This window comes from Pseudomonas sp. nanlin1, from assembly GCF_045571515.1.
Lineage (GTDB): Bacteria > Pseudomonadota > Gammaproteobacteria > Pseudomonadales > Pseudomonadaceae > Aquipseudomonas.
In genome coordinates, this window is the sequence record NZ_CP124218.1 from 4,302,270 (window position 1) to 4,327,806 (window position 25,537).

The following is a 25,537-nucleotide window of genomic DNA, read 5'->3' on the forward strand; positions in this document are numbered from 1 at the left end:
AACCAGGAGAGACCCATGGGTGCAACACAACGAATTGCGGTCGTCGGCAGCGGCCTTGGGGGCGCAGCGGCGGCCACGTCACTGCAACAGGCCGGCTTTGACGTAACGGTCTATGAGCAGACCACACAGTTTTCCCGCCAGGGCGCCGGCATCCACATGGGCCCCAACGTGCTGAAGATCTTTCGCCGCCAGGGCATCGAGAAACAGCTAGAGGCCATGGGCTCGCACCCCGACTTCTGGTTCAGCCGCAATGCCGATGGCGAGTACCTGTCGCGTATTCCACTGGGCGAGTTCGCCCGCAAGGAATATGGCGCAGCCTACCTGACGGTACACCGCGGCGACCTGCATGCCTTGCAGATGTCCGCGCTTGAGCCGGGCACCGTGCAGATGGGCAAGCACCTGGTAAGCCTCGATGACAGCGGCGATGATGTATTGCTGACGTTTGCCGACGGCACTTCAGCCCGCGCCGACATCGTCATCGGTGCCGACGGCATCAATTCGCGAGTGCGCGAGCACCTGCTGGGCGTCGAAGCACCGACCTACAGCGGCTGGGTCGGCCACCGCGCACTGATACCGGCAGAGAAACTCGCCCGCTACGATTTCAATTTCGAAGACTGCGTGAAATGGTGGTCCGCCGACCGCCACCTGATGGTCTACTACACCACGGGCAAGCGCGACGAATACTACTTCGTCAGCGGCGTGCCCCAAGCGCAGTGGGAAGGCGGCGACGCCAGCTTTATCGGCTGCAGCCGCGAGGCCATGTACGAGGCGTTCGATGGCTACCACCCCACCGTGCAGGCACTGATCGCCAACGCCGACACCATCACCAAGTGGCCGCTGCTCAATCGCCAACCGCTACCGGTCTGGAGCACTGGGCGCATGGTGCTGCTGGGCGATGCCTGCCACCCGATGAAGCCGCATATGGCCCAGGGCGCGGCCATGGCCATCGAGGACGGCGCCATGCTCGCCCGTTGCCTGCAGGAAACCGGCCTGAGCGATTACGCCACCGCCTTTGCCCTATACGAAGCCAACCGCAAGGACCGCGCCTCGCGGGTACAGGCGGTGTCCAACGCCAACACCTGGCTGCGCACCCAGGAAGACCCGGCCTGGGTTTACGGTTACGAACTGTTCGAACACCCGCTTAAGTCGGGGGTGCCGGCATGAGCTGCTTCGTTCAGGGCGGCAACGTCCACGCCAATCAGATCCGGCAGCATTACCTGCGCTACGGCGGCAAGGGCCGGCCATTGCTACTGATCCCGGGGATCACCAGCCCGGCGATCACCTGGGGTTTCGTCGCCGAACGGCTCGGCCAGCACTTCGATGTGTACGTGCTCGATGCCCGCGGCCGCGGGCTGTCTTCTGCAGGCGCCGACCTGGACTACGGCACCGATACCTGCGCCGATGACATCATCGCCTTTGCCGAAGCCCTTAAACTGCAGAACTATGCACTGGTCGGCCACTCCATGGGCGCGCGCTTCGTTCTGCGCGCCGCCACCCGCCACCCCACGTCGAGCATCAGCCACTTGGTGCTGATCGACCCACCCGTCTCCGGGCCCGGCCGGCGCGAATACCCCGGCAAGCTGCCGTGGTACGTCGACTCGATTCGCCAGGCCGAGCGCGGCATGGACGCCGAGGCCATGCTCGCGTTCTGCCCCACCTGGACCGAGGCGCAACGCGCCCTGCGCGCCGAATGGCTGCACACCTGTTACGAGCCAGCCATCCTCAGGGCCCACCGCGACTTTCACGAAGTGGACATCCACCAGGACTTCCCAAAAAACCGCGTGCCGACCCTGTTGATGATCGCTGGCAAAGGCGGCGTGATCACGCCGCAAGACGAAGCGGAAATTCGCCAACTGCAGCCGTCGATTCAGACCGTCTGGGTGCCAGACGGCGGGCACATGATCCCCTGGGACGACCTTGAAGGCTTCTTCGGTGCTTTCGGCACCTTCCTCGGCCCGTCGATTGACTGACCTGCGCTGCCCTCTGACTTGAATGGGAGACCACCATGAACCCGCCCTACCGCATCGGCCAGATTGTGCCGAGCTCCAACACCACCATGGAGACCGAGATCCCGGCGATGCTCACCGCGCGCCAGTTGATCCGCCCCGAACGCTTCACTTACCACAGCGCGCGCATGCGCATGAAGCACGTGAAAAAAGAAGAGCTGGCCGCCATGGACGCGCAGTCCGATCGCTGCGCCCTGGAGCTGTCCGATGCGCGCGTGGACGTGCTGGGCTATGCCTGCCTGGTGGCGATCATGGCCATGGGGCGCGGCTACCACCGCGAGTCGCAGCAACGCTTGGGCCAGGTGGTGCGCGACAATGACAGCACGGCGGCGGTGATCACCAGTGCCGGCGCCCTGGTCGACGGGCTCAAGGTCTTGGGCGCGCGCCGTATCGCCTTGGTCGCGCCTTATATGAAGCCGCTGACGGAGCTGGTGGTCGACTACATCGAACACGAGGGCATCGAGGTCAAGGTCTGGCACGCTCTGGAGATCCCGGACAACCTGGCGGTGGCCCGGCACGATCCAAGCAACCTACCGGGCATCGTTGCCGGGCTCGACCTCGACGGCGTCGACGTCATCGTGCTGTCGGCGTGCGTGCAGATGCCCTCGCTGGGCGCGGTGGCCAAGGTCGAAGCACAGACCGGCAAGCCCGTGCTAACCGCCGCCATCGCCACCACCTACGCCATGCTCAAGGCCCTGGGCCTGGAACCCATCGTTCCGGGCGCCGGTGCCTTGCTCTCGGGCGCCTATTGAGGAGTGCACAGCCATGACCACCGCACAAGATAACTACGCAGGCGTATGGGGTAACCGCATCGGCTTTGGCCAGCGCCCTGCCCTGTTGATGATCGATTTCATGCAAGCCTACACCACCCCTGGCGCGCCACTGTATGCCCCCGGTGTAGTGAGTGCGGTCGAGCACAGCGTGGCGCTGCTGCAGGCGGCGCGCAAAGCCGGCATCCCAGTGATCCACAGCAATATCCGCTACCACCCTGGCCACTTTGCCGACGGCGGCCTGTGGGTTAAAAAAGCCCCGGTGATGAAAGACATGGTCGAAGGCAACCCGCTAGCGGCGTTCTGCCCAGAGGTCGAGCCATTGGCCAGTGAAGTGGTGCTAACCAAGCAGTACGCCAGCTCGTTCTTCGGCACCAGCCTGGCGCCCATGCTGGTTGCGCTGGGGGTCGACACCCTGATCATGGCAGGCTGCTCCACCAGCGGCTGCGTCCGCGCCACCGCCGTGGATGCCGTGCAATACGGCTATCGCGGCATCGTGGTACGCGAATGCGTGGGCGACCGCCACGAAGCGCCCCATGAGGCCAACCTGTTCGATATCGACAGCAAATATGGCGACGTGGTGTTGCGTGAGGCTGTGCTGACGTACCTGCGGGGTTGAACATAGAGCAAAAGATCGGGAGCCGTTATTAAGAGCTCGGGGGCAAGCGGAGCGCCGCCCGGACCCCCTCCTACGGTCAGCGGCCGTAGGAGGGGGTCCGGGCGGCGCTCCGCTTGCCCCCGAGCTTTCCACCACCACAACACCCTCACCGATTGACCGTCTTCGCCGGCAATGCCAACACCAACAGCGAACTAAGCAACAAACACCCCGCAAAAATCCACATCGCAATCTGCGGGCTATGAAAATGGTCCATCACCACCCCCATTAGCGAGTTACTCACCAGCCCGGCAATGTTCGCCACTGAACAGGCCAAGGCAAAGCCCGTGGCTGCGGCCGTGCCCTTGAGAAAGGTCGCCGGCAGGCTGAAAAACACCGGCACCGCACCGATGATGGTCAATGACGCCAGGGAAAACAGCAGCACCGTGGCGAACACGTTCTGGGTGAAGTAGGTACTGAGAAACATCGCCGCTGCGCCGACAATAAAGGGCACGACGATGTGCCAGCGGCGCTCGCGATGTCTGTCCGAGCTGGCGCCAATGGCCAACATGCCAAGCAGCCCGGCCAGGCTGGGAATGGCCACCAGCAAGCCGATCTGCTGAGGCGACGCCACCCCGGCATTACGGATAAAGGTGGGCAACCAAAAGCCCATCGCGTAAGCGCTGAGCAGAATAGAGAAATCGATACCACCGAGCATCCACACCTTGATGTTGAAGAACCCATCGCGAAACGAATGGCCGCCCTTGTTCTCGGCCTGATCCTCGGCCAGCACACCCTGCAATTTGGCCTTCTCACTGTCGCTCAGCCACTTAGCCTCGCTGATGCCATTGGGCAACACTGCGAAGCAGAGCACCCCAAGCACCACGGTGGGGATCGCCTCCAACAGAAATAGCCACTGCCAGTTGGCTAATCCTGATACGCCGTGAAAATTGCCCATGATCCACCCCGACAGCGGGCTGCCCACCAGGCTCGACAGCGGCAGGCCAATCATAAACAGGGCGATGATGCGGCTGCGGCGCCAGGACGGAAACCATTGGCTGAGGTAGTACAACACGCCTGGCAAAAAGCCCGCCTCGGCCACGCCCAGGGCAAAACGCAGCACATAGAATTGCCACTCGGTGGTGACAAACATGGTCAGGCCCGACAGCACTCCCCAACTGATCATGATGCGAGCGATCCACAGCCGCGCCCCAAACTTCTCCAGGGCCAGATTGCTCGGCACTTCGAACAGGATGTACCCGACGAAAAACAACCCTGCCCCAAGGCCGAAAGCGGTTTCGCTCATGTTCAAGCTGTCGAGCATTTGCAGCTTGGCAAAGCCCACATTGATGCGGTCCAGATAGGACGCCAAATAGCACAGACACAAAAACGGAATCAGCCGCCAAATCACTTTGCGGTAGATGGCGGTGGTGTCGAGCTCGCCAAGGTCAGCCGTAGCCACACTGCTAATGGACATGATGCATCTCCTGCCCAGCCGCCCTGGTGAGACGACCGGAAATGGTTGATAAGCGGCAGTCAGTTGAGCATCCAGTAAGGGAGGCGGCGCCCCTGTTTATCGAGGATACAGGGTAAGCAGTGCCTAGCGAGCGAGCCGACCCCGGTGAAGAATGGCGGTGAACGCCATTAACCCGCTACACGCTCAATATCTATTTAAAAGCAAACGCCGGGCCAGGCTAATAAATCAGTCCAACAGGAGATCTAAAACAAAAATATATTATTGATTTAGCTTAGATAAATTTGAAGATTGGGGTGTCTACAGGCATCCGATACGGCGAAAAACGCCGAACCTGATAAAAAGCGTATACATAGCTTATCCCAATGATGGTGCAGCCACCTCGAAGCGGGCACTGCCACGGCGCACACTGCAATAATCTGCAAAAACCACTTGCCTTAACGGCAAAATCGGGACTATAAATTGTACATGACTAGACAGGTTCGTTTTGACAAGAAAACTCAGGTGATCAATGAACTGGTGCGCCGTATCAAAAGCGGCCAGATGAGCTCCGGCGCCCTGTTGCCCGGGGAAAATCTCCTGGCCCAGGAATTCAACGTCAGCCGCGGCACGTTGCGCGAAGCGCTGTCCGAACTCAAGCGGCGCAATTTCATCGCCACCCAGACCGGCGTGGGCTCGATCGTCACCTACGACGGCTTTAGCTTGGACCAACGCACCGGCTGGGCCCAAGCCCTGGCCGACAGCGGCGCCAGCGTGCGCACGGAAATCCTGCGCCTGGTGGCGGTGCAGCGGCCCGATCTGGAAGTGCGTTTGGGCACCTCCAGCCTGGTGGCCTTGGACCGCCGGCGTATCGCCGCCGATGGCAGCATCGTGTCCCTGGAGCGTGCGCTGATCCCGGCCGTCGACGGCCTGGAAAACCTGCCGCACAACGGCCTGATTGAACAGTCACTGACCGTCACCATGGCCGCCCACGGCTTCATTGGCGACAAGGGCGACCAATGGATCGGCGCCGAGCCGCTCAACCGCGAAGACGCCGGCCTGTTGGCGCGCGACCCCGGCACGGTGTTTCTCAAGGCCGTGCGCACAACCTTTGACCGCCGTGAACGTTTTATGGAGCACGTAGAGAGCCTTTTGGACCCCGTGCACTTTCGCCTTCATCTTGCCTTCGGATCGTCTACATGAGCGCAGCATTTCTACAAGATCGGGGCCTGGGCGCCTTTTATGGCCTGGCCTTGGGCGACGCCTTGGGCATGCCGACGCAATCGCTGCCGCGCGAGTTGATCCTACAGCGCTATGGCCGTATCAGTACGCTGATCGCAGCCGATGCCGACCAACCGATCGCACCCAATATGCCGGCCGGCGCTATCACCGACGACACCGAGCAGGCCATTTTGGTGGCTCAGTTGTTGGTGGCCGGCAACGGCCGTATCGACCCCACGGCCCTCGCCCACAGCCTGATTGAGTGGGAGGCCGCGATGAAAGCCAAGGGCTCCCATGACCTGCTAGGGCCTTCGACCAAGCGCGCGATTGAAATGATCCTCAACGGCCACAGCCCGGAAGAGGCCGGCCGTTACGGCACCACCAATGGCGCAGCGATGCGCATCACCCCGGTGGGCATCGCCGCCGACGTGAGCAACCGCGAAGCCTTTATCGAGCGCGTGGTGCAGGCCTGCCAGGTGACCCACAACACCACCCTGGGCATTTCCAGCGCGGCGGCGGTCGCAGCCGTGGTATCCGCCGGGATCAATGGTGCGCCCCTGGCCGAGGCCCTGGAGATCGGCGCCGAAGTCGCCCTGAGTGCCGAACGCCATGGCCACTGGGTTGCCGGGGGGCGGATCGCCGCGCGCATTCACTGGGCCAAGGCACTGTGCGCCGACTGCACCGACGAACAGTTGGCCGACCGCGTGCACGATGTCATTGGTACTTCCGTCGCCTCGCAAGAATCGGTAGTCGCCGCCTTCACCCTCGCCCACCGCGTGGCGAGCAGCTCACTTAGCGCTTTCGACGCGGTGTGCATGGCGGCCAGCCTGGGCGGCGACACCGACACCATTGCCGCCATTCTCGGCGCCATGCTGGGCGCCTGTCACGGCATGCAAGCCTGGCCGGCGGCGTTGATCGAGCAAATCGATGCGGTCAACCCGCTCGACCTCGGCCCCTTGGTCGAACAGCTGCTGGTACTGCGCACTGGTTAATGGGCCCAGCTCCCCTGGCCCACTAAAACAAGATCACCCTTGCCCTCGGCCTACCGGGTGGCGAGCAGGCTACGCCGACTTCGGAAAAGCCTATCTGCACTGGATTGCACCTGCTGACGTACTGCCCACAACCAAAATAAAGGCAATAGGAGCAACGCAAATGAGTACATCGTCCCCTTCTCAAGGTGCGGGCCAGTTGGAAACCCGGGGCATCGAACCGGTCCCGGAAAACGAATGCAACGGCCATCCGCTGCAGTTGTTCTGGGTCTGGTTCGCCGCCAACATCAGCATCCTCGGCTTGCCGCTTGGAGCCACCCTGGTCGCGTTCCAGGGGCTGGCCATCTGGCAAGCAGTGATCGTCGCCATCCTCGGTGCCGCAGGCTCATTCGCCGTGGTGGGGGTGATCTCCATTGCTGGGCGCCGCGGCCGGGCGCCCAGCCTGACGCTGTCACGCGCCATCTTCGGGGTGCGCGGCAACATTGGGCCCACCCTGGTTTCGCTGATGTCGCGGCTGGGCTGGGAAACGGTCAACACCACCACCGCCGCGTTCGTCTTGCTGTCCCTGTTCGCGATCCTCTTCGGCACCCCCGTGGAGGCGAAAAACTCGCCCGGCTTGACCCTGCTGTTCATTGCCCTGTTCGTGCTGCTGACCTTGACCGTCTCGGGCCTGGGCCATGCCACCTTGCTGGTCATCCAGAAGTGGGCGACGTACCTGTTTGGCGCGCTGAACCTGGTGGTGGGTGGTTTTCTCCTCACCCACATCGACTGGAACCTGGTCTTCAACGCCCCGGCAGCGCCCCTGAGCGCCATGATCATTGGCGTCGGCACCATGGCCGCGGGCACCGGTATCGGCTGGGCCAACGCGGGCGCCGACATGTCGCGCTACCAGCACGCCAGCGTGAAAGCCACCCGGCTAGTGGCCTCTGCGGCGTTTGGCGCAGGGATCCCCTTGGTGCTGCTGATCACCCTCGGCGGCCTGCTGTCGGTGGGCAACGATCACCTGGCGTCGGCCACCGACCCGATCGTCGCTATTCGCGAAATGCTGCCCACTTGGATGGCGGTGCCCTACTTAATCACGGCATTCGGCGGCCTGCTGCTGTCCAACAACCTATCGGTGTACTCGGCCGGCCTTACCACCCTAACCTTGGGGCTGAAGGTCAAGCGGGTGCATGCGGTGATCGTCGACATCGTGGCGATCTTTATCGGCTCCATCTACTTTATGCTGATCGCCGATAGCTTCTACGGCCCCTTCATCACCTTTATTTCGATGCTGGCAGTGCCCATCACCGCATGGGTCGGCATCTTTGTGGTTGACCTGCTGCACCGCCACGTTTACTCCGCGCAAGACCTGCTGGACCAGACCCCACGCAGCGCCTACTGGTATCGCGGCGGCGTCGAGTGGCGCGCGCTGGGCTCGTGGGCCCTGGCCATCGTGCTCGGCTTCAGCTTCACCACCGTGGCCACCACCCCGGAGCATGTGCTGTTCAAAGGCCTGCTCGCCGATTCCTGGCTGGGCCATAACGGCCTGGGCTGGATCGTCACATTTATCGTTGCCGGTGGCCTGTATGCGCTACTCGGCGGGGCGCGCGACCGCCGCCCCAGCCTTCAGGAAACCGCCCATGCCCGCTAGATTGCTGTACACCGGCCAGGTCGTGATCGACCTGGTGATGCCCATCGAACGCTTGCCGCAGTCCGGCGCCGAAGTGCTGGCCCGCTCCGCCGACTTCGCGGTCGGCGGCGGCTTTAACGTGATGGCCGCTGCGGCCCGCAATGGCTTGCACACCGTCTACCTGGGGCGCCATGGCCAGGGCCGCTTCGGCGACCTGGCGCGCCAGGCCATGCAAGAAGAAGGAGTGGAAATCGCCACCGCCACCTGCGCCGGGCAAGACACCGGCCTGTCGGTGGCACTGGTGGAAGCCTCGGCCGAGCGCTCGTTCATCTCGTATGTGGGGGCCGAAGGTGGGCTGTCCACCGACGACCTGCGCTGCGTGCAGGTGAGCCCCGAGGATTATGTATTCGTCAGCGGTTACAGCCTGGCGCACCCCAATAAAGTGACCGCCCTACTCGCCTGGCTCGGCGCCCTGCCCAGCGCCACCACCGTGGCCTTCGACCCGGGCCCGCTGATCGACTCCCCCGACAGCGCGCCGATGCAAGCCATGTTGCCGTTGATTACCCTCTGGACCAGCAACCGCGAAGAAGCCCTGCGCTTTACCGGCTGCCAGACCCTCGAAGACGCCTTGCACAGCCTGATCGCCAGCCTGCGCGAAGACGCCTTGATTGTGGTCCGCGACGGCCCGGCAGGCTGCTGGGTTCACCATGCTGGGCAGACCCAACACATACCCGGCTTCGCCGTCAGCGCCGTGGACACCAATGGCGCGGGCGACGCCCATGCCGGGGTACTCCTGGCTAACCTGGCCAACGGCCACAGCGTGGCAAACGCGGCCCGCCGCGCCAACGCCGCCGCCGCGATTGCGGTCACGCGCTGGGGCCCGGCGACGGCGCCTGGGTCTGCAGAGGTGGATACATGGGTACAGCTTGTAAGCGAGCCGATTTAGCTCGCCTGCAAGCCCAAGGTATAGAACTGAAAGCATATGTTTCTAAACCAAACAGCCTCTGGCCTTAGCCCTACAACAATATCCCTATATTAAAGCCACCGAAGTTAGCGCTTCCTACAAGTGCGGTTTATCGATAAACGCACAACTAACGCCACTTGCTGAAAGTCCCTACTGCACCCGCCGATCCAGCGGTAAATCTGTCTAAGCTATGGGCGAGCCATTCGCCCACTTGCCTTCCATTGGGGACACACATGGACAGAAGCCACCCTCAACACAATCAACTTAGCCACAGCACTCACCGCGCACTCCGCCAACTCGACAGCTTCCGCGAAGAGTACATACAGAACTGGCAAATCAACGCCGACAGCCATGCTGAACAGGGCCATTACCACTGGATGGCAGACCAAGTGGAAGGCTACACCCATATCCTTGAAATAGGCTGCGGCGTGGGCCACTCCACGCTGGCGTTGCTCAATCGCAAACATACGTTAGTGTGTATTGAGGAAAACCCCCACTGCATAGCCGCTACCCAACAACTGGTCGCCGCCCATGGTTACTCGGTAGAAGTGGTCAAGCGAGCCACCCCGCACGCCGTCGACATCAATGCCTACCGGCTGGACTACGACGATTTGCAGGCTATCGCTGAAGCGGATTGCGTAATCATTGAAGGCGATGCACTGGACGACCCCGCCCTGGAAACCTGGCTGAAAGACAATTGCCAATTCGATGCCGTCACGTGCTGGCTGCTGGGCACCCACAACGCCCGCGGGCACAACGTAGCGGTCGACACCCGGCTAATGCCGACCGCCTATGAACATCGGATTTTCGTGCAAAACAACGTCTACGAACTGGCGGACGATGTATTACGCGGGGGCGGCATCCTGAATGTTATCGACCGCGGCCAAAACCCCGACAGCGACTTCTTGCGTAGCGCGGTTCTGGACGGTCATCGCGATCAGGCTAGCGTCACCTCGTTAGTAGTAGAGAGCCTTACCGCAGTCCCCTACACCGAAACCGAAGCGTCTGGGGCAATGCCCATGCAACTGACGCTGCCTGAAACAGGCGAATTGTCCGACGCGGCCGTAACGCTGGCCCTGATCTCTGTAACGTCTCGCAAGCCGCCAGCAGTGGCTACCGCCTAACGCGGTAGCCAAGTGAAAGGCCGCTTAGGCCTGTTCGTCCTGCTTGTCATCGTCCTGCTTAAGGGCCGGCTTCAAACCCGGCTGAGGCGCGTGCTCAGCATTGGGCGCGATCTCCTCGCCGTGGTTCTTCTTCTCTTGCTGAACTTTCTTGTCGTGGGCAACGTTGCGTGGGTCTGTCATGGGAATTCCTTGGTGGGCAGATGATTCGAAAACCCATCGACGCGATGCGCTGAATGTGAGCGCCGGGGTGAAGATTTGGAGTGAGGGCTGGGTGCAAGCGTTCCTTTTAAATATGGGCGCGCGTGCTGGGGCTGGGTGATTCCCGGCTCGGGAGTGGTGCGCGCTGACTGGATCAGCCTCATGATCGCCGCTGCCAGCTAGATAATGACACCGTCGTGCACAAGCACTTTTATGCGGTTGCTTCGACGGCCTGCAAAGAGGTAGGCGCAGCGAGCTTCGCCGCACACAACACCATGAGGATTCTGCCCAAAGACCCCAGTGTCGATACGCATGCCATGGCCTCGGTGGCAAGCCAAATCGCATAGACGTGAGTCCTTTGGGGTAGGTCAAGAATAAAACAAGCACTGCCGTACGGATCCGAGGCGGGCCATTTAAATCGGTGGCAGATTGTGGATTATGTGGGCTTTGACCAGACGCGACTGCTCAGGGAAAACAGCATACGGCAGATTTATTTACTGCTTTTTTGTGTTCGTTTTCCGGCTGTCAGATCGAGCACTACCACATCAATTTGCGAGCGTCGGATCTCGGGTATTCGTTCAGTTAACAGCACTTTCATCTCATTAGCGGAAACAGGCACCTTGACCCCGGCAGGTGGGGCTCTTAACCTTCTTCCCGAGCTCAATGGCACGTCACCGAACCAAAACACACAGTAGATTCCACGATCGCCCGATCGCCAGTCGATTAGGTATTTTTTATCCAGTTGTCGGGTTGCAGCATCCCAAACGTCCGGATGCCACTGCCCCTTAACTTCCATCGGCAATTGCATTGCGCCACATGCGAATGCTAGATCCACGCGTTTAGTGTTTGGCATGTCGGCTTCAGTTAACTGACGGACCTCATATCGCTCCAACTCAGGTTTGATTAGGGCAGCCAAACGGTCACGACAGCGATTCTCGTCAAAAGGTACCGCACCGGACTGCCAAAAATCACGAACCTGATCGAGTTCGTCACCAAGCAATATTTTCTGAGCAACTGCCAGCTCTTCCATCACTAGCGATTTGAGGTCTTCGGCATTGGAGGGAGGCCCTTCGGTTAGTAGTTCGCCAAGGCTTTGGGGGGCTAACGGGGCAAACTCTTTTTCGCTCTTTGCCTGACTCTGCTGGGCCGCCATGTACCGAATCAAATTGCTGTAACCGTCATTAGGGCCTGCGATCAGAGCATTAAGTGCTTCAATGGCCTGAGGGCTTGTGTCATTGGCAATTCGGTCGATGAGCAGACGTATAAGGCTGGTCGCTTCGTACGGGCTTTCAGTGCCCGTGTCCGCCCCCCGAAACTCCGCGAACGGCCAGCTCAACCGAAACTGCTCTATAATCCATTTCGCTTGCTCAACGCTCACCGGTATTATCGACCCACGACGCCTAAAACTGAAATGCGCTCTCAGCTGCCAAATAAACTCAGGGTGGTTTATGCCAACGTCCGAAAGTTGTGGTGTCACGGAGTCAAATCGAGTCAGTACATCGACTGCCAACCAGGTAAGGAGTTGATCTTGGTCACGGAACGGCTTTTTCTCTCGATGCTGCGCAATTGCCGCCAGAGCGGTCAGGTTGCCAGAGCACGCTAAACAATCAATCAAATCGCCCTCAATGGAGCTATGTATGCTTGTGAAATACATTAACCATTGCTGAGACAAGCTTATCCTGGAGGCACGCCAGCATTCCTCATTGAAAAAATGATGCATTCCATGAATGTGCTCGCTGCCTGCTAAGAGCGCCGGCTGAAGCCAAAGCTTTGCGAATACCTCGTAGCCCTGCTCATCAGAAATAATAGAACGCAGCAGTTTTTCGCGTAGCGATATGACCTCAATCCCGGTTATTAGGAGGCCTTCATCCAGACACAGAAGCAGCCCTATAGTACGTGTATCTATCGCCAAGTCATCGACTGGACGATTTGAGCGGTCCCGCTCTAGCAGCCCGGCCATAATTGCGTAGGAAAAGTTATAAAATTTTCTATCGATAAAGCTTTTCGCGACGTCGGACGGGCTGGGCAGGTCATCCCGATGGAGCACTGCTTCAAAGCCTGCGAGGGCATCGCTAGACAACTGATCTCCCAGCCAGTCCTTCAATGCACCAAGCCCGTTAAGCGGCTTGAGTGAAATACCTTCGAGACCGAGATATCTAATTGCCGGATCAACAATTTGACTGAGTTCTCCGGCCCGCAGAGAAAACCTCTCGCTGGTAAGGCGCAGGCGATCCTCCTGGTACGCTCGGAGCCTGTGCTCTTCTCGCAGCGCTACATCTCGCTCTTGTTCTAGTTGCCAACTGGGCTTTTGAGGGTTTTTAATCCTATCAATAAATGACTGAAGTTCTTCATCGTCACGTAAAAATCCTGAGCATGCTTCGCATAACGCTTCGCTCATTCCCATCCGATGAAATCCGAGCCTTATGAGATCGCACCAATTCTCACGGTTAGAGAAATCCTGGTTGTCCCACTGCCTCATTTCCTCCAGCCGCCACAAAATGTCTTCGCAAGTTAACCCTACCATGCGGTTATCCAGCGCCAAGGAGGTAGACCAAAGGGAGTTTTCTGGGCAGGCCACTAAAAGTGCATACAGCTGAATCGCACGTCGCAGCGGCTCATTTGCGGCAAAACGTTGTCTGAGTGCTTTGGCTTTATTGCTCTCGAAGCCACGAAGGTGGTGCACCGCTCCCAACCAGTTCCAAAGAGCCGGCAGACTGTCGATGTTGATTTTTTTTTCGTCAACTGTACGTATCACTAATTCGATGATGAGCTCAGCTAGATAGCTGGGGCCTCTGTTATCCAATCCTTCTATCGTGATAGCAAAATCGGACAGTAGATCGAGCAAGTTGTGAACACGAGCTATAGGCAAAGCCTTTCCAAAACGTGCGTAATGAAACAGTTCCAGCGTTGTACTAGGCATAGTTCTGGGCAAAGCGCATCGAGTCAGTCCCATACTCGTGAGCAAAATAGTGATAAGCATTTCATCTGTGACATCACACTCAATTTTTTGCATGACATCGCGCGCTAGACGAGCACTATCGTCAGTGCATTGGTCGATCAGAGTGGCGAGGGTGTCCCGCCACCAGAGTCTTTCCCGGTAAGGAATCAGGGCAGCTGCGGCTGCGACTCGCTCCTTGTAACTGTGATCGGTCGAATAGGTTATAGACTCAAGTGTGGATGCGAGTTCGCCTGCTAATTGCGTGCCTTTCAACCCTTCAAGCAACAGAAGGCGCAGGTGCGTGTTGCTGTTTGCGGACACAATCAATGTTTGAATTTTACTTGTCAGCGTTGGGTGCATAAGCCCATCGGCTACACGTTTTCCCCAATCCTGCGTACGAAAGTAAGGGTTATCGCTCGCCAGTTTGTTTAGCGCGTCCCACATGCACTCCACTTGTCCGGTCGTCATTTTGCTAGCATCGCCGTAGCGAAGCACAGCAAAGGGGTCTGCCGTGATGACCGCATTCGCCATCGATGCACTGTGGTATGCGATCCATGCATGCAGGCCGCGCAAGCTGGAGGGAACGTTGCCACTGCCGTTCAGTTGTCTCAATAAACGTCGGTGTGCCCGGCTGGTCTTCGCTTCCTGAGCTAACCAGCGAGCACCCAGAAATTCGGCTATCACCCGATGAATCGGTGCAGCTCGGTCAATATCGATCGTCTGGAACAATTTTGAAGACAAGATTGCCTTTCCTGCCGCTCCTCCCGGTAAAGCAATCAGGTCGACTAAGCGAACGTCGCCTGCGATAAGTTGCAAAGGGCCCGCAAGGCTTACAGCGTCGGCCCCAGCAAGCAGCATCCCCGCAGAAATGGCGCCTGCGGCCGAAAGCGCCTGTTCCTCAGTCATGGCCCCTAGCCCGCGCTCTTGTCTATCTGCGTCGTGCTCAGGCCATAGCAATCTACAGACCCTATCGAACAGCGCTGCGCGAGTCTGCGGCAACTCGTTTTGACCCGACTCTGCCACTCGACCAATCAGCCCAAGCGTCAGTGGGTTCCTGTAGAGATCACTGACACCGTGCGCGTCCAGATGACTAAGCACATTAGAGGCATCAATGCTGGAATGGCGATATTTCAGGAAGTCTTCTGCTTCCATGCGGGAGAGTGCTTCAAGGACCAGCACCTTGGGAGCTATGCTATAGACGTGAAGGATGTTGCTTTCGTGGCGCGATTGCCATTCCCTGGCTCGACAAGACAGTATGAAGTCGGGTGACCCTGCCTCCTCAAGCTTTGAGAGGATCAAATCTACCGCGTCTCCCTCTCGGCGAGCCATGGCCTCGTCCAGCCCGTCGATGAGCAAAGGCTCTCCAGCTCTGACCAATGCTTCTGGACTGGCATGATGCATGAAGCGAGTCGCAGTGATTGGCTTGATTTTTAGGCGACGTCCAATCTCTCGGATTAACTCGGTCTTGCCCATTCCGGGCTCGCCCAAGATGAGCCTTGGGCCTCGCATGTCAATTAACGTCTGCTCATCAATTTTGTGTGCCTGCTGCTCTTCGCTCATGTCACGAAGATGTCTAGGAAAGTAGCTCATGCTCTCCATGCCGCTAAACCTCCATCTAATGCGTGTACCAATTAAAAGCGCTTCCACTACTGGCGTCAAAACAAGCCAACCAAGCCGGTTTGAATCAAGCGCTTTGGACTCTGGTGCCAACCCTCTCGGAGCTCGGTTCTCGGAGCGAACAAGACTTTTTTGAGTTTTGCCTTCATCAGAGATTGGGGCAAGCTAGTTGTAGGTGGGGCATGAACTTAGCCATCTCCCACGAACGCGCTTTTAGTGAGGATCTTGCGTATGAATCGCAACGCAAAAAAAAACCCAGTCCTAAGACTGGGCTTTTTACAGGTGCCGTTGGGGGATCAAACTGAAATCCCATTTCCCGCACCCAAGGGCTTATTCACTATAAACCCTCGATTTGTATGGCGGAGAGATAGGGATTCGAACCCTAGGTACCGGTGAAGGTACAACGGATTTCGAATCCGTCCCATTCGGCCACTCTGGCATCTCTCCAACGGCGCGCATGATAACAGCGCCGAGGCGAAACGCGAAGCTTTTTAAGCAAAAAATGACATGCTTTCAGACGCTTGCGTCTCGCGGTGGGGGTTTAGAGCGGTACGCCCAGGCGTTTGGCTACTTCTTCGTAGGCTTCGATGACGTCACCGAGGCCTTGGCGGAAGCGGTCTTTGTCCATTTTTTTGCGGGTTTCTTTGTCCCACAAGCGGCAGCCGTCGGGGCTGAATTCGTCGCCCAAGACGATTTCGCCGTGGAAGACGCCGAATTCGAGTTTGAAGTCGACCAGCAGCAGGCCAGCGTCGTCGAACAGTTGGGTCAGCACTTCGTTGACCTTGAGCGACAGTTCTTTCATTTTCGCCAATTGCTCAGCGGTGCCCCAACCGAATGCCACGACGTGGGATTCGTTGATGAAGGGGTCGCCCTTGGCGTCGTCCTTGAGGAACAGTTCGAAGGTGTAAGGGTTGAGTTTCATCCCCTCTTCGACGCCCAGGCGCTTGACCAGGCTGCCGGCGGCGTAGTTACGCACGACGCATTCGACCGGGATCATGTCGAGTTTTTTCACCAGGCATTCGTTGTCGCCCAGCAACGCATCGAATTGGGTCGGAATGCCGGCCGCTTCGAGCTTTTGCATGATGAAGGCGTTGAACTTGTTGTTCACCATGCCCTTGCGGTCGAGCTGTTCGATGCGTTTGCCGTCGAATGCCGAGGTGTCGTTGCGAAACAACAGGATCAAGCGGTCAGCGTCGTCGGTCTTGTACACCGACTTGGCTTTGCCGCGGTAGAGTTCTTCACGTTTTTCCATGATGGGCTCCGCTTGCTAAAGGTGTGGGCTAGGCGATTTGGCGCCAGTCGAGCCCTGAATCTTGATCGGCCAGTTGCAGCCAGTCCGGGTCGCACCCCAAGGTGTCGACGAAACATTGCCGGGCCAGCTGCGGCAGGTTGTTCTTACTGCTCAGGTGGGCCAGCACCAGGTGTTGCAAGTGCTGCCAACCCAGGTCGGCCACCAACTCAGCCGCCTGATGGTTATTCAAATGGCCATGGTCGCCACCGACCCGCTGCTTGAGAAAGTACGGGTAATGGCCGCGGGCGAGCATGTCGCGGCAGTGGTTCGACTCGATCACCAGTGCATCCAGGCCTTCGTAGCGCTCGCGTATGCGATTGCAGTAAGACCCCAGGTCGGTGAGCACGCCCAACCGGCGGCGGCCGTCGCCAAACACGTACTGGGTCGGTTCCAGGGCATCGTGGGCCACCGAGGTGACATGGACGCTCAAGGCGCCGAGTTCCAGGACATCACCGCAGGCCACATGCCCTGCCGCTTCCACCGGCTTGCGCAAGCCACGCTGCGTGCCCTGGCTGAGGTACACCGGGACATTGTAGCGGCGTGACAGCAGGCCGACGCCATGCACGTGGTCGGCGTGTTCGTGGGTGACGAGTATGGCACTCAATTGCGCAGCGCTGATGCCCAGCCGTGCGAGCCGACGTTCGGTTTCCCGTAGGGAGAAACCACAGTCGACCAGCACGTAGGTATCAGCGCTGGCGATCAGCGTGCCATTCCCTTGGCTACCGCTTCCAAGAATGGCGAAGCGCACTTAACCCAGGTTGTCCTGAATGACGCTCAACACGCGCCGGGCCACATCGGCCGGGGCGACGGTGTTGATGTTCTTCTCGATGGTCACCTGGACGCTGTCACCCACCTGGCTGAGGCGTACCTGGTAGCGCTCGGCACGGGCCTCGACTTCTTCCTTGCTCGGCGCGCTGCCGAATACGCGGCTGAAGAAGCCCGGTTTGGCAGTCGGCTCGGCTTTTTCGGCGAGGTTGATGTAGTAAAGGCCCAGGCTGCGGTTGATGTCTTCGACGCGCCAGTCGCCGCGCTCCAAGGCACGGCCTACGCTCGACCAGGCGCGGTCGAGGTCGGCGCCCACGCTCAGCACCGGGTTGCCGCTGCCGTCTTCGTTCAGGGCGACGCGGGTTGGTGCGTCAAAGTCGCGAGCGGCCAGCAGCGAGACCGACCCGCCCTTCTCGGCATCGCGGCTCATGCCGGCAAGCATTTGGTCGACCAGCACGGAATCCAGGCCGGCATTGACCGAGCGCTCGGTAAATTCCGTGTTGGCGGTGCTACCGGCACTGCGTTCGGCGCTGACCACGTAGATTTCACTGGTATTGCGCTGTACGCCAGGCTCGATGCGCACGCGCACCCGCACTTCGCTGTCGCCGCTGCTGGAAGCGCCTTTGAGGCGTTCGCCGATGCCGCCGGAGAGTTCATCGAAACGCTGCCAGGTGGTGGTGAATTCGCCGGTTTGCGGGCGATCTTCAGCAATGCGGAAGTTGTTGTCCTCGAAGAACTGGTGGGCCACCGGCCACACTTCTGCAGGTGGGCGTTGGGCCAATACCCAACGGCTCACGCCGCTTTTTTGCAGGGTGAAGTCGCTGGCCTCGGCGGCCACTTGCAAAGGCAAGGGGCGCGGCACTTCGAAGTCGGCCCGGGCGTTGTCTTCAGCGACGTTACGCGGGATCGGCAACAGCGGGTCGAGGCGCTTGTCGGTCTTGACGTCGGGCGGCAGCTGCATGGGAGCAGTCTGCTGCGCTTCGAGGTAGTCGTTGCCGCGGTCGCGGAAGTAGCCTTCATCGCCCCACAGCCAACCACAACCGCTGGTGCTCGAAATGACTAATGCAAGGGCGGACAGGCCAGCCAATCGCTTCATGCGTGTTACTTCCTCAAATTAGACCAGGACGCCGGACTGGCGCAGGGCCTGCCGCAACGGTTCATGAAATTGCTCGCTCAGCCGCGTAAGGGGCAGGCGAATACCCTCGGGCATCATGCCCATCTGCTGCAGGGCCCATTTGACCGGGATCGGGTTGGCCTCAAGGAACAGGTTTTTGTGCAAAGGCATCAGTTTTTCGTTGATCGCACGTGCCAGTGCCGCGTCGCCACGCATGGCGGCGTTGCACAGGTCGCTCATCGCCCGCGGGGCGACGTTGGCGGTGACCGAGATATTACCCTTGCCACCGAGCAGGATCAGCTCGACGGCGGTGGGGTCATCGCCGGAATACAGGAGGAAGTCGTTGCCCACCAGCGCCAGGATGTCTTTAGCCCGTTGTAGGTCGCCTGTGGCTTCCTTGATGCCGATGATATTCGGCACCTTGGCCAGCCGCGCCACGGTCTCAGGCAGCATGTCGCACGCTGTACGGCCTGGCACATTGTAGAGGATCTGCGGGATGGCCACGGCTTCAGCGATGTGCTTGAAGTGCTGGTACAGGCCTTCCTGGGTCGGCTTGTTGTAATACGGTGTGACCAGCAGACAGGCATCGGCGCCCGCGTTCTTGGCGTTGGTGGTCAAGAGCACCGCTTCACGGGTGGAGTTGGCGCCCGTGCCGGCGATGACCGGGATACGCCCGTCAACTTGATCGACCACACGTCGGATGACCTCGATGTGTTCATCGTAGTCCAGAGTCGCCGACTCGCCGGTGGTGCCGACCGCCACGATGGCGTGGGTGCCTTCTTGCAGGTGGAAGTCCACCAGTTTGCCCAGGCTGTCCCAGTCGAGACGACCTTGTGCATCCATGGGTGTGACCAGTGCCACCATACTGCCCGCAATCATGCAACCGCTCCTGCCGGAAAAAGAGAGCGGTAATGGTACTGGCGCCATCAGGCTTGTACAAGCGAAGTACCACGCGCCGAGCATTCCCCTCGGCGACGCTTTTCGCTACCCTTCAGACTTTGATCGGTACGAGTCGGCTGGATCGCTCGGTTTCCCCAGGCCATTTCGTTGCCTGACACCCCCGCTCCTAAGCCCTGCAGCCCGCGCCGCGCCCCGTGCACGACGGCGCCGCACGTTGTAGGCATGGGACAGGCAGGCAGATAAAAGGCCCCCGGCAACCTGGCAATGGCTTCTGGCGCGTACCGACCGCTCATCGCTTTAGGAATGCTGCATGTCCACCCCCACAGTTCGCGAACAATTCCTCGTCATCAGTGCCTTGGGCCCCAATCCGATGGAGCTGACCAACGTGCTGTGCCGTGCCAGCCACGAAAGTCGCTGCTCGGTCGTCACTTCACGCCTCACCCGCCACGGTGAGTGCAGCGCCTTGGTGCTGCAGATTTCCGGCAGTTGGGACGCCCTGGCTCGGCTGGAAACCAGCCTGGCAGGCCTGGCCAAAAAACACGCCTTTACCGTGAACGTGGTACGCAGCGCTTCACTGGAAAACCGCCCCATGGCCCTGCCCTACGTGGCTTACGTGAGCGCGGCCTACCGCGGCGACATCGTCAATGAGCTGTGTCAGTTCTTCATCGACCACAACGTGGAGCTGGAGAACCTCACCTGCGACACCTACCTGGCGCCGCAAACTGGCGGCACCATGCTCAACGCCACGTTCACGGTTACGCTGCCGCCGGGCGTGCAGATCAGTTGGCTACGCGACCAGTTCCTGGACTTCGCCGATGCGCTGAACCTGGATGCACTGATCGAACCGTGGCGCCCACAAAACCCTGCCTAAGGAACCTTGCCAATGGCCGTAGAACTCAATAAGCCGGTTGCCGACTTCACGGCAGCGGCCACCAGCGGGCAAACCGTGACCTTATCGGCCCTGGCCGGTAAGAACGTGGTGCTGTACTTCTACCCCAAGGACAGCACGCCGGGCTGCACCACCCAGGGCGGCGACTTCCGTGATAACCACGAGGCGTTTCTGGCGGCCAACACGCTGGTGTTCGGCGTGTCGCGGGACGGCCTGAAGTCCCATGAGAACTTCAAGGCCAAGCAAGGCTTCCCGTTCGAGTTGATCAGCGACAAAGACGAAGCCGTCTGCCAACTGTTCGACGTGATCAAGCTCAAGAAGCTATATGGCAAAGAGTACCTGGGCGTGGACCGCAGCACTTTCCTGATCGACAGCCAGGGCGTGCTTAAGCGCGAATGGCGTGGGGTGAAAGTGCCGGGTCATGTGGCTGAGGTGTTGGAGGCGGCGCGCAGGATTTAATGTTTTCTGATCTGGTCTGCTATGGGTGAGATAGCCCGCGGCTTTGTTATTACCTTACCAGCGGCTACACGCCTGTGAAAATCATCCAAATTTAGATGCGTGGACTCTGTCGCGCCCTCGATTGGGAGTTTCGGCTTTAGCGTGCGATCAATAATGGGGGGCTTCAGTCCTCGATCAACAGGCGGGGGCGCTAATTCAATAGCGCCTTTAGGCGGCCTCAAAATCGGAACGTTAGCATTATCGACCGGCAGTGTTTGCGCTGCCTGGGCCGCTGCCGTAGTTACTCGCTCAGATCCTTTCACAGAAACAGGACTAACAACACTCCCGCTCGATAACGAATTCGCAGATCCACTGACGCTGACCACCGAGTTGGCCGATGTGCTACTTTTTAAACCCGTGTAACCACTTGCCTGCGCGACAAGGCGGCCTCGTCCCAATTTTTTAAGAATTGTCTTCGTGCCCGGAATCTTAAGTAGGAGTTCTAGTAGCCTCGGCACATTCCCACTAGGATCCACCCAATTAATCGGATCCCCCAGGCAATACGCATAAGCATTCAATCCGCCCTCGCCGAAAGGGCTTAAACTGTCGGGGCTGTAAAAGCGCCGCAACAGCGGACTATAGCCGCGATACCCGTTGCCGAGCATATAAAGCTCGCTTGCCGACTCGCGGTACTGCCCGTTGAACGCGGCGCGCCAAGGCAGGGGAGGCGACGCCCCATAAACCGTGTAGGCCACTGGTAAGCCTGGCGGCGGAGAACCGTGTAGCACGGAGTTGGCAGCATCCGTACTCAATAGCGAAACGTTCCGAGGCATAAGGTTTGACTCCTATAGGCTGACTCCATTCTAAATCAGTTCCGTTGAGCCAAACCCTGGTAGAACTGCCAGTTCTACACGTCAACTAACCCGCGCGAAAAATCAGGTAATCCTCCCAGTCGTCTTCCGCCACGCTCTTTTCGCTGAGCATGCGCCCGGCCTGGGAGATGCGCTGTTTATGCACTTGTTCACGGTCGCCACACACCAGGTGGTGCCACAAGGGCAGGTCCTGGCGTTCGCTGACCAGGCGGTAGCCGCAGGTCGGTGGCAACCATTTGAATTGGTCGGCCTGGCCGGGGGTGAGCTGGATGCAGTCCGGCACATGGGCGCGGCGGTTGGGGTAGTCGCTGCATTGGCAGGTTTGCATGTCCAGCAGCTTGCAGGCGATGCGTGTGTAATAGACGCTGTTGTCCTCTTCGTCTTCAAGCTTTTGCAGGCAGCACAGGCCACAGCCGTCACACAGCGACTCCCATTCGACCGGGTCGAGTTGTTCGAGGGTCTTGCGGATCCAGAAGGGTTCGACTTTTGCAGCCATGGGGCATGGTTCCTGTACGTAAACACCATTCAGCGCGGCAACCCGCGTGAAAAGGCCGCCAGTCTAGTGCCAGGCGCGGTTGCGGCCAAGCCTGGGCGACTGTCGGCACTGTTCACTTGTCAGGGTGGCACCATTCGCAGTAGGTTGCGTGCTGACTATTAGCTAGCTTGCCTTTAGGAGTGCACCATGAGCGAAAACACCCGCGTCGCCGACCATGCTATCGAAGAGCACTTCATTAACCGCTGGTCGCCCCGGGCGTTCACCGACGAGACCATCGATGAAGCGACCTTGCTGACGTTTTTCGAAGCTGCGCGCTGGGCGCCTTCGGCGTATAACTCGCAACCCTGGCGTTTTCTCTATGCGCGCCGTGGCACGCCGAATTGGGAGCGTTACCTGGGCCTGCTGGTGGAATTCAACCGTGGTTGGGCGCAGCATGCCTCGGCCATCGTGATCGTGGTATCGAAGACCACCTTTACTCCGCCTGGCGCCAGCGAAGAAAAACCGGCCTTGTGGCACACCTTTGACACCGGCGCCGCTTGGGCGTACCTGGCGCTGCAGGCCAGCATCAGCGGTTGGCACACCCACGGTATGGCCGGTTTCGATCAGGAGCTGACGCGCAAGGAGCTGAAGATTCCCGAAGGTTACGACATCCACGCGGCCGTGGCGATTGGCCGCGCGGGCGACAAGTCGAGCCTCCCGGATTACCTGCAGGCCCGCGAAGTGCCGAGCCCACGGCAGCCGGTCAGCGAGTTGGCGGCCGAGGGTGATTTTAGCCTGTAGGGCGTCGAGCAAAGATCGGGGCCAAGGCCCCTCCTACGTGCCGGTGTGTCAATACCCGCGGGCGAAATCGACTTCGCCTTGCAGGGCTTGACCCGCCTGCCAGGCGCGCAAGTTTTTCACGAACAGGCCCACCATCGCACTGGGCGAGGTAGGTGCCGAGCTGTGGCCTGTGAGCAACAGCCCCCAAGCCGTCCAGAATGGATGGCGCTGGGGCAATGGCTCCTGCCGGCAGACATCGATGACTGCGCCAGCCAAATGCCCTAGCTTGAGCGCTTCGACCAGGTCGGCATCGACCACGGCCACGCCGCGCCCGGCGTTGATCAGCAGGGCATCAGGGTTAAAACGGGCGAGCAACGCCGCGTCGTAGATATCTTGGGTCGCGGGCGTGTCGGGGAGCAGGTTTAGCACATAGTCCACCTGCCCCACCCATTCGCCCAGACGCTCCATCGGCGCCACTTCCAGAAACGGTGGCTGCACCCTTGCGCTGCTGGCGATGCCATATAACTTGACCCCAAATGGCAACAGGAACTCCGCCACCTGCTGGCCTATCACCCCGGTCCCCACGATCAACACACGACGCCCTGCCAAACCCTGGCTGGCGCGCTCGTCCCACTTGCGTTCGACCTGGCTGACCAGGCGTGCCAGCACCTGGCGCTCGTGGCCAAGCATGTAAGTGAGCATGTACTCGGCCATGACTTGGCCGAAAATGCCCACGGCACGGGTCAGCCGGTAGTCCCGTTGCAGGCCTGGGGCCAACAACGGTTTGATCCCTGCCCAGGTCGACTGCAGCCACTGCGGTGAATGGCCCTGGCGCAATAGCGTCGCCAGCAGGTCGGGTTGCCCCAGCCACACCGGGCATTGGGCGGCCAGCGCCGAGAGCTGGGCCGAGTCACCGCTGGTCAGTACTTCGAGATCCGGGGCCGCCTCGCGCAACAATTGGGCATAGAGGGCATAAGCCTGTTCGGCGATCAGAACGCGCATGCTTGAAAAACCTTAGGAAGTGCACTTGCGGCCACGCCGAGCATTACGCGGGCGCGGCATTGGCAGTCTTGATAATAACGAGTCTTGATAAAAACTAGAGCGGGTCGTTGCGGCGCAACAGCTCCTCGGGCAAATGCTCGATGTATTCGTCTTCAGCGGGCGGCATTTGCAGGTGGTAGCCCTGGGTTTCCAGGTGTTCCAGCACCTGGTGGATGTCTTCGCGGGCCAATGCACGTTCGGGCGACAACACCAGGTCGAAGGCATGCATCGGCTTGCCAAAGATGCCCAGCAGGTTTTCCGGAATCTTTTCCAGGCCGTCGCTTTTCAGCACGTACAAGTACATCTCGTTCTTGCGCGGGCTTTTATAAATTGAGCAGATACGTTTCATTGCGGCTCTCCAGGATTGGCCAGGCAGTCGAGCAGTGCCTGGCCCATCGACTCGCGACGCCAACCGCGTAACGAATCAGGCAATTGATAGGGGCCGTGGGGGTAGCCGGTCTTGAGCAGGGCTTCGAGGGTTTTCTTGCGCAGCATGATCTCCGGCGCGATCCCCAGGCGCTCGCCTTCAGCCTGGCCGATGGCACGCAGGCGTTTGAGCAGGGTGGCGGCGTCGATGGGCAGCGGCTCGGGCAAGGTCGCCGGCCATTGCTCCGACGGCAAGCTGGCGGCCTGCTTGATCAGGGCCAACAGATGCTCACCGTCCTGGCGCACCGTGCGCGGGTGCATGTCCTCGACCTTAGCCAGGGCCGCGAGGTTGTCAGGCTGGTAGCGCGCCAGCGGCCATAAAGCATGTTCACGCAAAATACGGTTGCGCGGCATGTCGCGGGCGCGGGCTTCGCGCTCGCGCCAGGCACACAGCTCGCGTAAGACCGCCAACTGCGCACCGGACAGCTTCCAGGCCAGTTTGGCATCGCGGTACAGCTCGTCCGGGTTCACTTCGCGGCGCAACTGGGCGACGAGCTCAGCGCCGTCTTCCAGCACCCAGGCGTACTTGTCGCCGAGCAGTTTCGGCGCCAACGCTTCATAAACTTCGGCCAAATGCAGGGCATCTTCGGCCGCGTAACTGACTTGGGTCTCGGACAGTGGCCGCTGTAGCCAGTCAGAGCGGGTTTCACCTTTAGGCAGCTCCAGGCCCAGCACTTCCTGGACCAGCCGCGAATAGCCCATGGAAAACCCCAGGTTGAGGTAAGCGGCCGCCAGTTGCGTGTCGAACAACGGCGCCGGCAAGCTGCCGGTCAGGCGCTGCAGCACTTCCAGGTCTTCGCTACAGGCGTGTAGCACTTTGATCACACTAGGATTTTGCAAAAGCTCGGCAAACGGTTGCCACTGCTCGATGGCCAGAGGGTCAATCAAAAAGGCACTGGCACCGTCACCTACCTGAACCAAGCCGGCGATCGGGTAGAACGTATCGACCCGCATGAACTCGGTATCCAGCGCAACGTAAGGCAGGGTCTGCCAATGCGCGCAATGCCGGGCCAAACTGTCGTCGTCGCGAATCCAGTGAATATCGATAGCCACAAGGCG

Annotated in this window: 24 protein-coding genes and 1 tRNA gene; 12 read left to right on the top strand and 13 right to left on the bottom strand. The window is 59.8% G+C overall.

What is annotated here, in order from left to right:
* The first annotated feature begins 15 nt into the window (after window positions 1-15).
* From QCL65_RS19845 to QCL65_RS19860, 4 genes are read left to right on the top strand one after another with little or no spacing between them, the layout of a single operon-like run.
* Window positions 16-1,164, top strand: a complete 1,149-nt coding sequence (locus QCL65_RS19845; RefSeq protein WP_407311765.1) for an FAD-dependent monooxygenase — start codon at window positions 16-18, stop codon at window positions 1,162-1,164.
* Entirely contained in the window at window positions 1,161-1,970 is an 810-nt protein-coding gene (locus QCL65_RS19850) for an alpha/beta fold hydrolase (protein WP_407311767.1), read from the top strand. Before QCL65_RS19845 ends, QCL65_RS19850 begins: the two co-directional genes overlap by 4 nt.
* 35 nt (window positions 1,971-2,005) lie before the next feature.
* Window positions 2,006-2,758, top strand: coding sequence for an Asp/Glu racemase (locus tag QCL65_RS19855; RefSeq protein WP_407311769.1), 753 nt, complete (start codon window positions 2,006-2,008; stop codon window positions 2,756-2,758).
* Window positions 2,759-2,771: 13 nt separating this feature from the next.
* On the top strand, window positions 2,772-3,395 hold the full coding sequence (locus QCL65_RS19860) for an N-carbamoylsarcosine amidohydrolase (protein WP_407311771.1): 624 nt from the start codon (window positions 2,772-2,774) through the stop codon (window positions 3,393-3,395).
* 145 nt (window positions 3,396-3,540) lie between these two features.
* Here the strand turns inward: QCL65_RS19860 and QCL65_RS19865 are convergent, their stop codons facing one another.
* Window positions 3,541-4,848: an MFS transporter gene (locus QCL65_RS19865; RefSeq protein WP_407311773.1), complete on the bottom strand. Its 1,308-nt coding sequence runs from the start codon at window positions 4,846-4,848 to the stop codon at window positions 3,541-3,543.
* A 465-nt stretch (window positions 4,849-5,313) separates the two neighbouring features.
* On the opposite strand from QCL65_RS19865, the gene QCL65_RS19870 reads away from it, so the two are divergent.
* From QCL65_RS19870 to QCL65_RS19890, 5 genes are all read left to right on the top strand, one after another.
* The gene (locus tag QCL65_RS19870; RefSeq protein ID WP_407311775.1) at window positions 5,314-6,027 is read left to right on the top strand and encodes a GntR family transcriptional regulator; all 714 of its coding nucleotides are present in this window, start codon (window positions 5,314-5,316) and stop codon (window positions 6,025-6,027) included.
* Entirely contained in the window at window positions 6,024-7,037 is a 1,014-nt protein-coding gene (locus tag QCL65_RS19875) for an ADP-ribosylglycohydrolase family protein (RefSeq protein WP_407311777.1), read from the top strand. Before QCL65_RS19870 ends, QCL65_RS19875 begins: the two co-directional genes overlap by 4 nt.
* 160 nt (window positions 7,038-7,197) lie before the next feature.
* Window positions 7,198-8,667 (top strand): purine-cytosine permease family protein, encoded by a 1,470-nt coding sequence (locus QCL65_RS19880; RefSeq protein WP_407311779.1) that lies wholly within the window; start codon window positions 7,198-7,200, stop codon window positions 8,665-8,667.
* A complete protein-coding gene (locus tag QCL65_RS19885; RefSeq protein ID WP_407311781.1) occupies window positions 8,657-9,592 on the top strand; it encodes a PfkB family carbohydrate kinase in 936 nt (311 codons plus the stop codon). The genes QCL65_RS19880 and QCL65_RS19885 overlap by 11 nt, the downstream gene beginning before the upstream one ends.
* A 251-nt stretch (window positions 9,593-9,843) precedes the next feature.
* Window positions 9,844-10,734, top strand: coding sequence for a hypothetical protein (locus QCL65_RS19890; protein WP_407311783.1), 891 nt, complete (start codon window positions 9,844-9,846; stop codon window positions 10,732-10,734).
* Between the two features lie 24 nt (window positions 10,735-10,758).
* On the opposite strand, the gene QCL65_RS19895 is transcribed toward QCL65_RS19890, so the two are convergent.
* From QCL65_RS19895 to dapA, 7 genes are all read right to left on the bottom strand, one after another.
* Window positions 10,759-10,914 (bottom strand): hypothetical protein, encoded by a 156-nt coding sequence (locus QCL65_RS19895; protein ID WP_407311785.1) that lies wholly within the window; start codon window positions 10,912-10,914, stop codon window positions 10,759-10,761.
* Between the two features lie 508 nt (window positions 10,915-11,422).
* On the bottom strand, window positions 11,423-15,430 hold the full coding sequence (locus QCL65_RS19900) for an NACHT domain-containing protein (protein ID WP_407311787.1): 4,008 nt from the start codon (window positions 15,428-15,430) through the stop codon (window positions 11,423-11,425).
* Between the two features lie 414 nt (window positions 15,431-15,844).
* A tRNA-Ser gene (locus QCL65_RS19905) sits at window positions 15,845-15,934 on the bottom strand.
* 94 nt (window positions 15,935-16,028) lie between these two features.
* Entirely contained in the window at window positions 16,029-16,739 is a 711-nt protein-coding gene (purC, locus tag QCL65_RS19910; RefSeq protein WP_407311790.1) for a phosphoribosylaminoimidazolesuccinocarboxamide synthase, read from the bottom strand.
* A 28-nt stretch (window positions 16,740-16,767) separates the two neighbouring features.
* Window positions 16,768-17,526, bottom strand: coding sequence for an MBL fold metallo-hydrolase (locus QCL65_RS19915; RefSeq protein WP_407311792.1), 759 nt, complete (start codon window positions 17,524-17,526; stop codon window positions 16,768-16,770).
* Window positions 17,527-18,639, bottom strand: a complete 1,113-nt coding sequence (bamC, locus tag QCL65_RS19920) for an outer membrane protein assembly factor BamC (RefSeq protein ID WP_407311794.1) — start codon at window positions 18,637-18,639, stop codon at window positions 17,527-17,529.
* 18 nt (window positions 18,640-18,657) lie between these two features.
* Window positions 18,658-19,536 carry a 4-hydroxy-tetrahydrodipicolinate synthase gene (gene dapA, locus QCL65_RS19925; protein WP_407311796.1) on the bottom strand — a complete coding sequence of 293 codons (879 nt, stop codon included), beginning with the start codon at window positions 19,534-19,536 and terminating at the stop codon, window positions 18,658-18,660.
* Between the two features lie 331 nt (window positions 19,537-19,867).
* On the opposite strand from dapA, the gene QCL65_RS19930 reads away from it, so the two are divergent.
* Window positions 19,868-20,428, top strand: coding sequence for a glycine cleavage system protein R (locus QCL65_RS19930; RefSeq protein WP_407311798.1), 561 nt, complete (start codon window positions 19,868-19,870; stop codon window positions 20,426-20,428).
* A 12-nt stretch (window positions 20,429-20,440) separates the two neighbouring features.
* Window positions 20,441-20,905: a peroxiredoxin gene (locus QCL65_RS19935; RefSeq protein WP_407311800.1), complete on the top strand. Its 465-nt coding sequence runs from the start codon at window positions 20,441-20,443 to the stop codon at window positions 20,903-20,905.
* Here QCL65_RS19935 and QCL65_RS19940 read toward each other — a convergent pair.
* Both QCL65_RS19940 and QCL65_RS19945 read right to left on the bottom strand, forming a co-directional pair.
* On the bottom strand, window positions 20,902-21,717 hold the full coding sequence (locus QCL65_RS19940) for an RHS repeat-associated core domain-containing protein (protein ID WP_407311803.1): 816 nt from the start codon (window positions 21,715-21,717) through the stop codon (window positions 20,902-20,904). The genes QCL65_RS19935 and QCL65_RS19940 overlap by 4 nt on opposite strands.
* A gap of 85 nt (window positions 21,718-21,802) precedes the next feature.
* On the bottom strand, window positions 21,803-22,252 hold the full coding sequence (locus QCL65_RS19945) for a YcgN family cysteine cluster protein (RefSeq protein WP_407311805.1): 450 nt from the start codon (window positions 22,250-22,252) through the stop codon (window positions 21,803-21,805).
* 186 nt (window positions 22,253-22,438) lie between these two features.
* Here QCL65_RS19945 and QCL65_RS19950 point away from each other — a divergent pair, with 186 nt between their 5' ends.
* Window positions 22,439-23,032, top strand: coding sequence for a nitroreductase family protein (locus QCL65_RS19950; protein ID WP_407311807.1), 594 nt, complete (start codon window positions 22,439-22,441; stop codon window positions 23,030-23,032).
* Between the two features lie 48 nt (window positions 23,033-23,080).
* Here the strand turns inward: QCL65_RS19950 and QCL65_RS19955 are convergent, their stop codons facing one another.
* From QCL65_RS19955 to rnd, 3 genes are all read right to left on the bottom strand, one after another.
* Window positions 23,081-24,013: a D-2-hydroxyacid dehydrogenase gene (locus QCL65_RS19955; RefSeq protein ID WP_407311809.1), complete on the bottom strand. Its 933-nt coding sequence runs from the start codon at window positions 24,011-24,013 to the stop codon at window positions 23,081-23,083.
* A gap of 94 nt (window positions 24,014-24,107) precedes the next feature.
* Window positions 24,108-24,401, bottom strand: coding sequence for a YcgL domain-containing protein (locus QCL65_RS19960; protein WP_407311811.1), 294 nt, complete (start codon window positions 24,399-24,401; stop codon window positions 24,108-24,110).
* On the bottom strand, window positions 24,398-25,531 hold the full coding sequence (rnd, locus tag QCL65_RS19965; RefSeq protein WP_407311813.1) for a ribonuclease D: 1,134 nt from the start codon (window positions 25,529-25,531) through the stop codon (window positions 24,398-24,400). Before rnd ends, QCL65_RS19960 begins: the two co-directional genes overlap by 4 nt.
* Window positions 25,532-25,537 lie beyond the last annotated feature (6 nt).